The sequence below is a fragment of the Microbacterium testaceum genome (genome assembly GCF_020781835.1).
In the GTDB taxonomy this organism is placed as follows: Bacteria; Actinomycetota; Actinomycetes; order Actinomycetales; family Microbacteriaceae; genus Microbacterium; species Microbacterium testaceum_H.
Genome location: NZ_JAJGNJ010000003.1, coordinates 136,458 through 149,639 on the forward strand (window position 1 = coordinate 136,458; position 13,182 = coordinate 149,639).

Below are 13,182 nucleotides of genomic sequence, written 5' to 3' on the forward strand. Positions count from 1 at the left end.
CCGCCCCTCAGGCGCGGCGGTGTGGTGCCGCTCCCCGCAGATGACGCGAACGGGCGTCCCGCCAGCGTTCCCAGACGATCTCGGCGATCCGCGCGTCGGCTCCGATCGGAGCGGTCGTGAGGTCCGCCCCGGACCCGTCGATGACGCGCGAGAAGTGGCCGGGTGCCAGGACGTAGCTCGCGGCGACGGCGCGCGAGCCCGTCGAGCGCGCGGCGTTCACGGCGTCGGCGATCCGCGGTTCGGATGCCGCGGCGTAGGCGGGCACGACGGGACCGGCGACGCCGGTCTCGGCCAGGAGCTCGACCATCCGCTCGACGTCGACGACCGCGCCCGCCCGGGTCGAACCCGCCGCGGCGAGGACCACGGTGTCGGAGGGCTGCGCGCCGACGACACGGAGACGATCGGCGAGGATCTCGGCCAGCAGCGGGTGCGGGCCGAGGGCCGGAGCCACGGGCAGTCCGGCGGCGGCCTCCACCAGATCCACCTCGGTGTGGTACCCGGTCGAGAGCAGGAGCGGAACGATGACGATGTCGTCGGTGACCTCACGGGCCGCGGCGACGACGTCGGTGACGAACGGCCCGTGCACGTCGACGTAGGCCTCGTGGACCTCCACGTCGGCGGGAGCCGTGTCGCGGAGCAGTCCCAGGATCGCTCGGACGACCTCGCGGCCCTCCTCGAATCGCGTTCCGTGCGCGCAGGCGATGAGCACCGCGGTCATGAGTCCTCCTCGTCGGCCGCGTCGAGACGGTACCCCCGCTTGTACACGGTCCGGATCAGGTCGAGCCCGCCGAGAGCCTCCCTCGTCCGAGCGACGGCGACTTCCACAGCGTGCGCGCTGACCTCGGCCTTCGACAGCGCAGCCACGAGGTCGGCGCGAGAGACCACCGCGCCGGGTTCACGGGCGAGAGCCCGGAGGATCTCGACGCCCGTTCGGGGCAGCGGGATGAACGACCCGTCCAGGACGGCACCGGACGAACGGATGCCGAGAGCCCCCGCCGTCGTGCGGATGACCGGGGCGTGTGCACCGCCGTAGTGGGTGACGACCGCACGCACGAGAGCGCCCAGCCGGCCCCGGTCCGGCACGAGCGGCGTGATCCCCGCCTCGGTGAGGGGCGACGCCGTGATGGGACCGACCGCCGCGATGAGCACGTGTCCCGCGCGTGCCCGGGCGGCGACGCCGTCGAGCGCGCCGGCGCGTTCGGCGGCGAGGAGCCACTCTCGGGCGGCCGGGGCGGAGGTGAACAGCACCGCGTCGATCTCTCCGCGCGCGACGAGCTGCGCGGAGGCGGCGACCAGTGCCGGGTCCGGTGGCGGACCCCAGCGGTAGATCGTCAGGCTCGTCACGCGTGCTCCCGCATCGAGGAACGCCTCGTCCAGGCCGTCGGCGCCGGAGCCGTGGTGCTGCACGGCGACGTGCAGGCCCTGGATCCCCTCGGCGATCAGGAAGTCGCGGAGCTCGGCCGCCGTCTCGGACTCCGCGACCCAGTCGGCCTCGAACCCCGCCTGCTGGATGGCGCCGCGCGCCTTGGGACCGCGCGCGACGATGCGCGCGCGCCCGAGGACGTCGGCGAGCGCGTCGTGGAGGCCGGCTTCGTCCGCGGTCTCCATCCACCCGCGGAATCCGACGCCCGTGGTGGCCACGACGACATCCGGCGGGTCGTCCACCAGGAGCCGCGTCTGGGCGATGAGCTCGTCGTCGTCGACGTGGGGCACGATCGTCAGCGCCGGAGCCACACGGACACGGGCGCCGTGACGCTCCAGCGCGGCCGACAGCTCCCCGGACCGACGATCAACGGGAAGGAGGACGGTGCAGGCCTGCAGCACCGTCGAGATCGTCCGTTGCGGAACGGTCACCCCGTGCCCTCGGCGTGCGGCACCGCGACGGGCAGAAGCAGCTCGGGGCGTGCGACCTCGCCGAACACCAGCACGGCGGGATTGGCGAGACCGTGGGCCTCGGCATCCGCGACCGCCGACCCCAGTGTGGTGCGGATGGTGCGCTGCGCGGGGGTGTGTCCGTTCTCGACGAACGCGACGGGTCGATCGGTCGGCGCCCCGGCGGCCAGCGCGGCACCGGCGAAGCGGGGCAGAGCGCTCACTCCCATGAGGGCGACGACGGTGGCGGTGTCGTCACGGAGAGCGGCGAGAGTCGCCGCGGTCGGAGCCTCTTGCCCGTTCACGATGTGAAGCGTACCGGCCACGCCGCGGTGCGTCACGGGCACCCCTGCCGCTTGCGGAACGGCGATGGCGCTGCTGATGCCGGGGACGACCTCGACCGGGATGCCGGCTGCCCGGCACGCGAGGACCTCCTCGCCGCCGCGGCCGTAGACGAAAGGGTCGCCGCCCTTCAGCCGCACGACCCGCAGCCCCCGGGCGGCTCGATCGATGAGGAGGGCGTTGATCTCGTCCTGCGGCACGGGGTGATGGTGCGGACGTTTGCCCACGTCGATGAGTTCGACGTCGTCGCCGAGCTCGGCGAGGACGCCGGTGGGCCCGAGGCGGTCATGCACGACGACGTCGGCCTCGGCCAGGAGCGCACGCGCGCGCACCGTGAGCAGGTCGACGGGACCAGGGCCGCCGCCGACGAGCGCCACGCTCCCCACGAGCGGGCGACGTCGGCGGCGGAGCGGGAGGGCGCCTTCGGCGAGGCGGTCGGCGATGGCGTCGCGCACCGCCGCGCTCCGGCGCGGGTCGGCACCGGCGGTGGAGACCACGCCGATCATGACGTCGCCGCTGCGGGTCTCGGCTGCCAGGCGTGCGGTGCCCTTGCCCCCGTGACCGGCGTTGATGCACCACACCCGGCGTGCGTCGGCGGCCGAGACGACACGGGCATCGATGGCCGCGTGGCCGGTCGCGGTGTGACAGAACCACGCCTCGTCGAGGTCGCCGTCGACGAACGTGCGGGCGAGCCATTCCACCTCGCCGGCCGCGGCGAGAGCCGCGATGCCGTCGGTGGCGTCCGGGGCGATGACCCGCACGCGCGCACCGGCTGCGCGCAGGCGCGAGATCCGACGTTCGGTGACGCTTCCCGCGCCGACGCAGACCACGAGCTTGTCGGTGAGGTCCAGTCCTGCCAGTGCGATCATCGGGGATCTCCTTCCGTGCCGCCGGGAGCGGGGGCGTCGCCGGGAGCGGACGCGATCTTCACGAACACGTCGCCATCGTCCACCGTCACGGGATGAACCTGCACCACGTGGGGGTCTTCGCCCTGCGTGTCGAGGCACACGCCCGTGCGCAGATCGAACACCTGCTTGTACATCGGGGATGCCACGGTCGGCACGCCGCTGCGATCCCCGACGATGCCGCGCGAGAGCACCGCGGCCCCGCAGTAGGGGTCGATCTGATCGATGGCGTAGATGCGGCCGTCGAACGTTCGGAACAGCGCGATCTGCCGGTCACCGATCAGGGCGGCCGCCCCGCGCTCGACGAGGAGGTCGTCGACGCGGCAGACGCGGACCCAGCCGGGCGTGGCTCCGGCGGCGGCGCCGGGGGGCGTGGCATCCAGGATCGTCATGAGCGCACCGCCAGCGTCGTGCCGCCGATGAACACGGCACCGGATGTCCGCTCCTCGGCCGTCGCCGGACGCGGCTGGCCGCGCTCCGCCACGTACGCGAGCGAGGGGTCGGCCGCGTCGGGAGCGTTGACGAAGCTCTGGAACCGCTTGAGCTTCTCGGGGTCGGCGAGGGTCGCGGCCCACTCGTCCTCGTACGCGTCGATGTGGGTGGCCATGGCGGCGTCGAGGTCCTCGGCGATCCCGAGGGTGTCGTCGAACACGACGCCTCGGAGCGCCTCGATGCCCCCCTCGTACTCCTCCATCCAGGGCGCGGTGCGCTGCAGCCTGTCGGCGGTGCGGATGTAGAACCCCAGGAATCGGTCGATCGCCCGCAGGAGGCCCTCGTCGTCGAGTCCCTCCGCGAAGAGCACCGCGTGGCGAGGAGTGAAGCCGCCGTTGCCGCCGACGTAGAGGTTCCACCCCGCCTCGGTAGCGATGACGCCGATGTCCTTCCCGCGGGCTTCCGCGCACTCGCGCGCACAGCCGGAGACACCGAACTTGAGCTTGTGCGGCGAGCGGAGGCCTCGGTAGCGCAGCTCGAGTTGCACCGCCATCCCGACGGAGTCCTGGACGCCGTACCGGCACCAGGTCTGCCCGACGCACGACTTCACGGTGCGCAGCGACTTGCCGTAGGCCTGACCCGACTCGAAGCCGGCGTCGACCAGGCGGCGCCAGATCGCGGGGAGCTGCTCGAGGCGGGCACCGAACATGTCGATGCGCTGACCGCCGGTGATCTTCGTGTACAGACCGAAGTCGCGGGCGACCTCGCCGATCACCACCAGCCCCTCGGGCGTGATCTCGCCGCCCGGGATGCGCGGGACGACGCTGTAGCTCCCGTCGCGCTGGATGTTGGCCATGACGTGGTCGTTGGTGTCCTGCATCGTCGCGAGCTCGCCCTCGAGCACGTGTTCCGAGTACAGGCTGGCCAGGATGCTCGCCAGCGCCGGCTTGCAGATGTCGCAGCCGCGGCCCCGGCCGAAGCGCTCGACGATGGCCGTGAAGGTGCGCAGACCCGAGATGCGTACCGCGTCGAAGAGCTGCGCCCGCGTGAAGGAGAAGTGCTCGCACAGGCCGTTCGAGACCTCTTTGCCGGATGCCGCGAGCTCGGTCGCGACGAGCTTCTTCACGAGCGTGAAGCAGGAGCCGCACGCCGCACCGGCCTTCGTGCAGGCCTTCACCTCGGCGGCATCCGCGCACTCGTGTTCGGTGACGGCGCCCCGGATCGTGCCGGCGGTGACGCCGTTGCACGAACAGACGATGGCATCCCCGGGCAGGTCGCCCTGGGGTGCGGGGGCGAGGCCCTCCGGCATGAGGTAGGCGGCGGGGTCGCCGCCGAGAGCACGGCCGACCAGCGGACGAAGCGCGGTGTAGGCGGACGCGTCGCCGACGAGGATGCCGCCGAGGAGCGTCTGCGCGTCATCGCTCAGCACGAGCTTCTTGTACACGCCCGAGATCGGGTCGGCGTAGACGACGTCGAGGGCGTCGGGGGTCTCGGCGAAGGCGTCGCCGAAGCTCGCGACCTCGACGCCGGACAGCTTCAGCTTCGCCGAAGTGTCGAAACCGCCGAAGGCCGCCTCGCCACCGAGCAGTCGTGTGGCGGCCACCTCGGCCATCGAGTAGCCGGGCGCGACGAGTCCGATGCACTGACCCTCGAAGCTCGCGACCTCACCGATGGCGAGGATCGAGGGGTCCGAGGTGTCGCAGCCCGCGTCGATGACGACACCGCCGCGCGGGTCGACGGCGAGGTCCGCGGAGCGCGCGAGCTCGTCGCGAGGGCGCACGCCCACCGTGAAGACGACGATGTCGACCGGCTCCCACGTGCCGTCGCGAAGCTCCAGGCCGCACACGGCGCCCGTGACGTCGGCATCCACTCGGGTCGTCACGGACGAGGTGCGCACCTCGATGCCGCGTGCCTCGATGAGCCGCTGCAGCGCTTTCGCCCCGCCCAGATCGAGCTGCGCGGACATGAGCCGCTCGTTGGACTGGAGGACGAAGGGGGCGACGCCCTCGGCCTGCAGCGCACCGGCCGCCTCGAGCCCGAGCAGGCCGCCGCCGACGACGGCACCGCGCAGGGGCCGACCGAGCTGCGCCGACCGCTGCGCGACCCAGTCCCGCATCGCCGCCACGTCGTCCAGCGTGCGGTAGACGAAACAGCCGCGGTGGTCGAACCCGTCGAGCGCGAGGCGCGCCGCATACGAACCGGTGGCGAGAACGAGGCGATCGTAGGCGTGGACCGCACCGGATGCCGTCGTGACGGTGCGAGCGGCACGGTCGATGGCGGTCACACGCGCCCCCGTCTCGACGCGGACGCGTTCGTGCCCGAGCACGGCGGGATCGAGAGCGAGCTCCTCGGGTGTCTTCCCGGCGAAGAACCCCGTGAGGCCGACGCGATCGTACGGCCCTCGCGGCTCATCGCCCAGAACGGTGACGGTCCAGCGGCCGTCGGTGTCGCGGCTGGTCAGGCTTTCGACGAAGCGGTGAGCCACCATGCCCGCGCCGACAACGACGACGGAGCCGGATGACGCGGGGTGGAGCACGCCGTCACCGTACGCGGCGGACTTTGCGCGGCGGTCAGCGGCGCGTTTCACGCCGGTTGCGGTGTCGGAGCGGGCCATGCCCCGACGCTAGGGAGCGGAGATTTCCCCGGAGGTCCCGCGCGCGTTACCCCCGGGGAACGTTTCTCTCACGGCATCCCGCCGCGCGTGTGAGATTCGCGTGGGTCCGGAAGGGGCGATCAGGCGACGGGTTCGAGGACGAAGATCTCGATGCGCCGCTCGGTCTTGCGCTGGTACTCGTCGTAGTCGGGCCATACCGCCACGGCACGCGCCCACCACTCGTCGCGTTCGGTGCCCTCGGCCTGGTGCGCCTCGTACTCGCGCTTGACGTCGCCGTCCTGCAGCTCGACGCGCGGGTTCTTCACGATGTTGTGGAACCACGCCGGGTGCTCGGGCGCGCCGCCCTTGGATGCCACCACGAGGTAGCGACCGTCGTGCTCCACGCGCATGAGGGCCGTCTTGCGCAGGCCGCCGGTTTTTGCTCCGACGGTGGTGAGGACGATGATGGGAACGCCCCGCAACTCCGCGGCCTCCTGACCCCCCGTGGCCTCGAAGGTCTCGGCCTGCGTGCGGGCCCATTCGCTGGTGCTGGGCAGATACTCTCCTGAGAGCGGCATGTCCCCCACGATAAGCCCGCGTTCCCCTCCCGGCACCGACTCTCCCCCTTTTTCTGGAGCTTCCATGAGCACGCCCGCTCCCGAGACCACCGCCGCCCCCGCCCCGAAGAACGCGCTCGACCGCTTCTTCGAGATCACCGCGCGCGGCTCGTCCGTCGGCGCCGAGGTGCGCGGCGGCGTGGTCACGTTCGTGACGATGGCCTACATCGTCATCCTGAACCCGATCATCCTGTCGGGCACGCCCGACGTCGCCGGTGACGCGCTCGGCTTCCCCCAGGTCGCCGCCGTCACCGCTCTGACCGCGGGCGTGATGACGATGCTGTTCGGCCTCGTCACGCGCCTGCCGTTCGCGTTCGCCGCGGGCCTGGGTATCAACTCGTTCCTCGCCGTCGGCATCGTGGGCGGGGTCACGTGGCCCGAAGCGATGGGTCTCGTCGTGATCAACGGCCTGATCATCGTGCTGCTGGCCGTCACGGGCCTGCGTCGCATGATCTTCGAGGCCGTCCCGCTCGCGCTGAAGACCGCGATCACGGTAGGCATCGGCCTGTTCATCGCCTTCATCGGTTTCGTCGACAGCGGCCTGGTCACCGCGACCGGTCTGTCGTCGCCGCCCGTGGGTCTGGGCGTCCAGGGCTCGATCGCCACGATCCCGACCGCGCTGTTCGTGCTGACGCTTCTCATCACCGCGGTGCTGATGGTCCGCAAGGTCAAGGCGGCCCTGCTCATCGGTCTGCTCAGCGGTACGGTCATCGCGGTCATCGTCGAAGCGGTGGCGCGACTGGGTGCCCGCTCGGACGAGAACCCCGGCGGGTGGGGCCTGAGCGTCCCGACCCTGCCCTCGCAGTGGGTCGGCCTTCCCGACCTCTCCCTGGTGGGCCAGGTCGACCTGGTCGGCTCGTTCGGACGTATCGGCGTGCTCGCCGCGCTCATGCTGGTGTTCACGCTCGTCTTCACGAACTTCTTCGACGCCATGGGCACGATGACCGGGCTGTCGCGCGAGGCGGGCCTCGCCGCCCCCGACGGCACGTTCCCGCGCCTGCGCTCGGCGCTGGTCATCGAGGGCATCGGCGCCGTCGCCGGTGGCGCGACCTCGTCGTCGTCCAACACCGTGTTCATCGAGTCCGGCTCGGGCATCGGCGAGGGTGCTCGCACCGGTCTCGCGAATGTGGTGACCGGCGCGCTGTTCCTGCTCGCGATGTTCTTCACGCCGCTCACGAGCATCGTGCCGACCGAGATCGCCGCCGCGGCGCTCGTGATCGTCGGCGCGCTCATGATGGGACAGATCCGCCACGTGGACCTCAGCGACCTGTCGGTGCTCATCCCGGTGTTCCTCACCGTCGCGGTCATGCCGCTGACGTACTCGATCGCGAACGGCATCGGCGCGGGCTTCGTCAGCTGGGTCGTGGTCCAGGCGCTGTCCGGTCGCGCCCGCCGCGTCAGCCCGCTGCTGTGGATCGTCGCCGCCGGTTTCGTCGTCTTCTTCGTCCGCGGCCCGGTCGAGTCGCTTCTCAGCTGACGCGTCGCCCTCTCCCCCGCCGCGTCCCGCCGCCGCGCCCGCCGTGCCCGGCCCGGGGACCCCGGGCCCCGCGCCCCGGGCCCCGGGGGCCCCGGAGCCCCGGGGGCCCCGGCGAGTGTCCAAGACACGCCGCATGCCCCCGACCCGATGCGGCGTGTCTTGGACACTCACGGGCCACACGCCGCACGCCACACGCCACACGCCACACGCCGACGCGCGATGCGGCGGAACGCGAAAGGGCCCGGATGCCAGTGGCATCCGGGCCCGGTGAACGAAAGCGTCAGAGGCTCTCGATGATCTCGCGCATCAGTGCGGCGGTCTCGGACGGCGTCTTGCCGACCTTCACGCCGGCGGCCTCGAGGGCCTCCTTCTTCGCCTGAGCGGTACCGGCGGAGCCGGAGACGATGGCACCGGCGTGGCCCATGGTCTTGCCCTCGGGGGCGGTGAAGCCCGCGACGTAGCCGACGACCGGCTTGGTGACGTTCGCCTTGATGAAGTCGGCCGCGCGCTCCTCGGCGTCGCCGCCGATCTCGCCGATCATGACGATCGCCTTGGTGTCGGGGTCGGCCTCGAACGCGGCGAGCGCGTCGATGTGCGTGGTGCCGATGATCGGGTCGCCGCCGATGCCGATGGCGGTCGAGAAGCCCAGGTCGCGCAGCTCGAACATCATCTGGTACGTCAGGGTGCCCGACTTCGACACGAGGCCGATGGGGCCCTTGCCGGTGATGTTCGCGGGCGTGATGCCCACGAGCGCCTCACCGGGGGTGATGATGCCGGGGCAGTTCGGGCCGATGATGCGGGTCTTCTCGCCCTTCGACTTCGCGTATGCCCATGCCTCGGCGGTGTCGCCGACGGGCACGCCCTCGGTGATCACGACGAGCAGCGGGATCTCGGCATCGATGGCCTCGACCATCGCGTCCTTCGTGAAGGCCGGGGGCACGAACGCGATCGACACGTCGGCGCCGGTCTCGCGGATGGCCTCTTCGACCGAGGCGAAGACGGGAAGCTCGACGTCGTTGCCGGCGGCATCCTTGTGCGTGACGGTGGTGCCGGCCTTGCGGGCGTTCACGCCGCCGACGACCTGCGTGCCGGCCTTGAGCATGAGCGCGGTGTGCTTGGTGCCCTCGCCGCCGGTGATGCCCTGGACGATGACCTTGGAGTCCTTGTTGAGGTAGATCGACATAGTCCTAGTTCCTTGTTCCGATGTCGCGGCTCAGGCGTTGGCCAGCTCGGCGGCCTTGTCGGCGCCCTCGTCCATACCGGCGGCGAGGGTCACGAGCGGGTGGTTGGCGGCGGCGAGGATCGCGCGACCCTCTTCGACCTGGTTGCCGTCGAGACGGACCACGAGCGGCTTGGTGGCGGTGTCGCCGAGGATCTCGAGCGCCTTCACGATGCCCTCCGCGACGGCCACGCACGAGGTGATGCCACCGAAGACGTTGACGAACACGCTCTTGACCTGCTCGTCGCCGAGGATGACGTCGAGCCCCGCGGCCATGACGGTGGCCGAGGCGCCGCCGCCGATGTCGAGGAAGTTGGCGGGCTTGACCCCGCCGTGGTTCTCGCCGGCGTACGCGACGACGTCGAGGGTCGACATGACCAGGCCCGCGCCGTTGCCGATGATGCCGACCTGACCGTCGAGCTTGACGTAGTTGAGGTCGTGCTGCTTGGCCTTGGCCTCGAGGGGGTCGGCGGCATCCTTGTCTTCGAGCTCTTCGTGCTCGGGGTGACGGAAGCCGGCGTTCTCGTCGAGCGAGACCTTGCCGTCGAGGGCGATGATGTCGCCGTCCTCGGACTGGATGAGCGGGTTCACCTCGACGAGCGTGGCGTCCTCGCCCTTGTAGACGTTGTAGAGCTTGACGAAGACGTCGGCGACCTTGGGGGCCAGCTCGTCGTCGAACTTCGCGGCCTTGGCGATCTCGAGCGCCTTCTCGGGCGTGATGCCCTCGAGCGGGTCGACCTCGACCCGGGCGAGCGCCTCGGGACGCTCGACGGCGAGCTCCTCGATCTCCATGCCACCCTCGACGCTGGACAGCGACAGGTAGGAGCGGTTGGCGCGGTCGAGCAGCACCGAGAAGTAGAACTCCTTGGCGATGCGGGCGCCCGCGGCGACCATGACGCGCTTGACGACGTGGCCCTTGATGTCGAGGCCGAGGATGGCCTGAGCCGCCTCGAAGGCCTCGTCGGGGGTCTTGGCGACCTTGACGCCGCCGGCCTTGCCGCGGCCTCCGGTCTTGACCTGAGCCTTGACGACGACGACTCCGCCGAGCTTCTCCGCGGCCGCCTTCGCCTCCTCAGGGGTGTCGGCGATGATACCGGCGAGCACCGGCACCTCGTACTTCTCGAACAGATCACGTGCCTGGTACTCGTACAGATCCACGGACAATCCTTCGCTGGGCGATCGGTGGTGGGAGGAGACGAATCTCTCGATATCAAGAGATCTCGCCAAGCGTCCACCCTACTAGACGGCGCTGAACGGACCGGACGGGTGCACGTCCGAACGGAGGGACATCAGGATGCCGGGCGTCGGGCGACCAGCTCGTCGGGATCGACGCCGTGGCCGCGGTGCGGGGATCGCTCGGCCGTCAGTCCCAGAACCCGCGATGCGGCTCGGCGGCCGCGTCTTCGAGGTGCGGGCCGGACACCTCCACGACAGGGATGCCGCGCGCGAACACCTCACGCGACGGAAGGTCGAGTTCGCGCCCGCCGTCCTCCGACTCGGCGAGCGCGATGAGCCCGGTGCCCGAGAGGGCGTAGACCATGCGCCCGATGCCCGCCCAGAACATCGCCCCGGCGCACATCGCGCAGGGCTCGCACGACGTGTAGAGGGTGGATGCCGCCAGCTCGGTGGCATCCAGTTCTCTCCAGGCGAGGCGCACGAGGTTCGTCTCGGCGTGCGCGGTGACGTCGCGGTCGGTGATCACGGTGTTCTCGGCCTCGAGCACACGCCCGTCAGCGGTGACGAGGACGGCGCCGAAGGGGTGGTTGCCGTGCTCGCGCGCGCTCACCGACAGCGCGATCGCGCGGCGGAGGTGGGCGAGTTCGGTCCCGTCGAGGTCGTCAGCCATGCGTCGATGATGGCAGCAAGCCGGCCCTCGTGACGGGCTGACGGAGCAGGGTGCGGAGCTTGTCGGGGGCGACCTTGCGGACGTCGCTGAAGTAGATCTCGTGATGCTTCCCGCTCATGCTGAGCCCCTGATTCGGAATGAACTGGTGGTGCATCTCGTCCAGCACGGCTGCTTCCTCATCGAAGGATCCGCGGTGCAGTGTCTGCACGCACAGTCCCTCGTCGAGGGTCTCGATCCGCACGTCATCCAGCCGATCTGCCGACCCGGTGGCGCGGACGACGTCGACGGCCGCGCGGAACATCGCCTCGTCGATCCACTCGGGAACCAGGAGCATCATCGTCCAGTCCCACTGCGACTTGTCCCTGGCCACGGTGAAGGCATCCATGTCCTCCGCCCACCACAGACCCTCCAGCGGCGGCACCACGTAGTCGCGACCGAGGTCGCGTTTGCTCGCGAACTTCAGCTTGTACGCCACGGGGTAGAGCGCCTGCAGCGCCTGCGTATAGGCCGACGAGGTGTTGGGGTCACCGTGCCCGTCGATCATGAGATACCGCATCGCGGGGATCTCCAGAACTCGGAACTGGCCGGCCCTGGCCTGATAGCTGTCGAGGGCCTTAAAGTCGATCTTGTCCGGCATGGTGTTCCTCCCCTCGCCCCGCAAGCCTGGCAGGCCGCACCGATCACGCGATAGTGCGGGAGTGCGCCCCGTTCCTGTCGACGCCCGCGCACAGACAGCACCCGGCAACCACCGTGCGGAAACGCGCATAGCGCTTCCATAGCTTCTCTGGGCCCGGGGAAGGGATGCGTTAGGCCGCGATGAGGGCACGGCACCTTTCCTGGTGCCATGGACCCCGCATCCCCCGCTCCCGACACCGCCCCACACGGTGCCCCGACTCCGGCCTCGGCCCCCGGCCGGGCGACGCCGTCGCCCGAGCCCCGCCGCGCCCGGCGCTCCGTCACGCGCCGCGCGTTCGTCACCGGCGGGCTCGCCGTTCTGCTCACGGCCGGAGGTTCCGCGGCGTGGGCCGCCAACCGCTTCCTCGTCCCCCACGTCGAGGTCAGCGACGTCGCCGCCTACGAAGCGGAGCACTCCACGGCATCCGCCCCGGCGACCGCCACGCCCGACGCGGAGCCGGAGACGCTCACGGCGACCCGCTTCAGCGACGGGTCCACCTCTATCGACGTGTCGACGGTGACCACCGACACCCTTACCTATTACGTCGCCGACGTCGTGCTGGGCGATGCCACCGACCTGCGCTCCGCCTTCGCGAACAACCAGTTCGGCGAGAACATCACGCAGACCACGAGCGAGATCGCCGCGGCCAACGGCGCGGTGTTCGCCGTCAACGGTGACTACTACGGCTTCCGCTCCACAGGTATCGAGATCCGCAACGGCGTCGTGTACCGCGACGAAGGCGCCCGGCAGGGTCTCGCCTTCTACACCGACGGTCACGTCGAGGTGTACGACGAGACGCAGACCACGGCCGCCGAGCTGCTGGCATCCGGAGTCTGGAACACCCTCAGCTTCGGCCCCGCGATCGTCGAGGGCGGGCAGGTCGTCGACGGCATCGACAGCGTCGAGATCGACACGAACATCGGCAACCATTCCATCCAGGGCGACCAGCCCCGCACCGCGGTCGGCGTGATCGACGACAACCACCTCGTGTTCGTCGTGGTCGACGGCCGGCAGGAGGGCTACAGCGAGGGTGTGACGCTGCCCGAGCTCGCCGACATCATGCTCTCGCTCGGTGCGACGACGGCCTACAACCTCGACGGCGGCGGCTCGTCGACCATGTACTTCAACGGCCAGGTGATCAACTCGCCCTCCAACGGCGGCGAGCGCGGTACCAGCGACATCCTCTACGTGGCGGCCTGAGCG

General features: G+C 70.7%; 12 protein-coding genes. 2 read left to right on the forward strand and 10 right to left on the reverse strand.

All coding sequences use genetic code 11. From position 1 onward, the window contains the following. Positions 1-7: 7 nt before the first annotated feature. The 6 genes from LL239_RS05485 to LL239_RS05510 all read right to left on the reverse strand — a co-directional run bounded on the left by LL239_RS05485 (position 8) and on the right by LL239_RS05510 (position 6,722). Positions 8-718, reverse strand: a complete 711-nt coding sequence (locus LL239_RS05485; protein WP_228162450.1) for a sirohydrochlorin chelatase — start codon at positions 716-718, stop codon at positions 8-10. Then, positions 715-1,854 carry a uroporphyrinogen-III synthase gene (locus LL239_RS05490; RefSeq protein WP_228162451.1) on the reverse strand — a complete coding sequence of 380 codons (1,140 nt, stop codon included), beginning with the start codon at positions 1,852-1,854 and terminating at the stop codon, positions 715-717. Before LL239_RS05490 ends, LL239_RS05485 begins: the two co-directional genes overlap by 4 nt. Beyond that, the gene (cobA, locus tag LL239_RS05495; RefSeq protein ID WP_228162452.1) at positions 1,851-3,083 is read right to left on the reverse strand and encodes a uroporphyrinogen-III C-methyltransferase; all 1,233 of its coding nucleotides are present in this window, start codon (positions 3,081-3,083) and stop codon (positions 1,851-1,853) included. Before cobA ends, LL239_RS05490 begins: the two co-directional genes overlap by 4 nt. Then, on the reverse strand, positions 3,080-3,511 hold the full coding sequence (gene nirD / locus LL239_RS05500) for a nitrite reductase small subunit NirD (RefSeq protein WP_228162453.1): 432 nt from the start codon (positions 3,509-3,511) through the stop codon (positions 3,080-3,082). The genes cobA and nirD overlap by 4 nt, the downstream gene beginning before the upstream one ends. Beyond that, positions 3,508-6,039: a nitrite reductase large subunit NirB gene (gene nirB, locus LL239_RS05505; RefSeq protein ID WP_374197617.1), complete on the reverse strand. Its 2,532-nt coding sequence runs from the start codon at positions 6,037-6,039 to the stop codon at positions 3,508-3,510. Before nirB ends, nirD begins: the two co-directional genes overlap by 4 nt. Before the next feature lie 245 nt (positions 6,040-6,284). Then, positions 6,285-6,722 carry a nitroreductase family deazaflavin-dependent oxidoreductase gene (locus LL239_RS05510; RefSeq protein ID WP_228162455.1) on the reverse strand — a complete coding sequence of 146 codons (438 nt, stop codon included), beginning with the start codon at positions 6,720-6,722 and terminating at the stop codon, positions 6,285-6,287. Positions 6,723-6,786: 64 nt separating this feature from the next. On the opposite strand from LL239_RS05510, the gene LL239_RS05515 reads away from it, so the two are divergent. Further along, positions 6,787-8,238 (forward strand): NCS2 family permease, encoded by a 1,452-nt coding sequence (locus LL239_RS05515; RefSeq protein WP_228162456.1) that lies wholly within the window; start codon positions 6,787-6,789, stop codon positions 8,236-8,238. 280 nt (positions 8,239-8,518) lie between these two features. Here the strand turns inward: LL239_RS05515 and sucD are convergent, their stop codons facing one another. From sucD to LL239_RS05535, 4 genes are all read right to left on the reverse strand, one after another. Further along, positions 8,519-9,421 (reverse strand): succinate--CoA ligase subunit alpha, encoded by a 903-nt coding sequence (gene sucD / locus LL239_RS05520; RefSeq protein WP_228162457.1) that lies wholly within the window; start codon positions 9,419-9,421, stop codon positions 8,519-8,521. Positions 9,422-9,451: 30 nt separating this feature from the next. Continuing rightward, on the reverse strand, positions 9,452-10,615 hold the full coding sequence (gene sucC / locus LL239_RS05525) for an ADP-forming succinate--CoA ligase subunit beta (RefSeq protein ID WP_228162458.1): 1,164 nt from the start codon (positions 10,613-10,615) through the stop codon (positions 9,452-9,454). A 205-nt stretch (positions 10,616-10,820) separates the two neighbouring features. Then, positions 10,821-11,303 (reverse strand): nucleoside deaminase, encoded by a 483-nt coding sequence (locus LL239_RS05530; RefSeq protein ID WP_228162459.1) that lies wholly within the window; start codon positions 11,301-11,303, stop codon positions 10,821-10,823. Then, the gene (locus LL239_RS05535; protein WP_228162460.1) at positions 11,296-11,940 is read right to left on the reverse strand and encodes a GyrI-like domain-containing protein; all 645 of its coding nucleotides are present in this window, start codon (positions 11,938-11,940) and stop codon (positions 11,296-11,298) included. The genes LL239_RS05530 and LL239_RS05535 overlap by 8 nt, the downstream gene beginning before the upstream one ends. A 207-nt stretch (positions 11,941-12,147) precedes the next feature. On the opposite strand from LL239_RS05535, the gene LL239_RS05540 reads away from it, so the two are divergent. After that, positions 12,148-13,179 carry a phosphodiester glycosidase family protein gene (locus LL239_RS05540; RefSeq protein WP_228162461.1) on the forward strand — a complete coding sequence of 344 codons (1,032 nt, stop codon included), beginning with the start codon at positions 12,148-12,150 and terminating at the stop codon, positions 13,177-13,179. Positions 13,180-13,182: the final 3 nt, after the last annotated feature.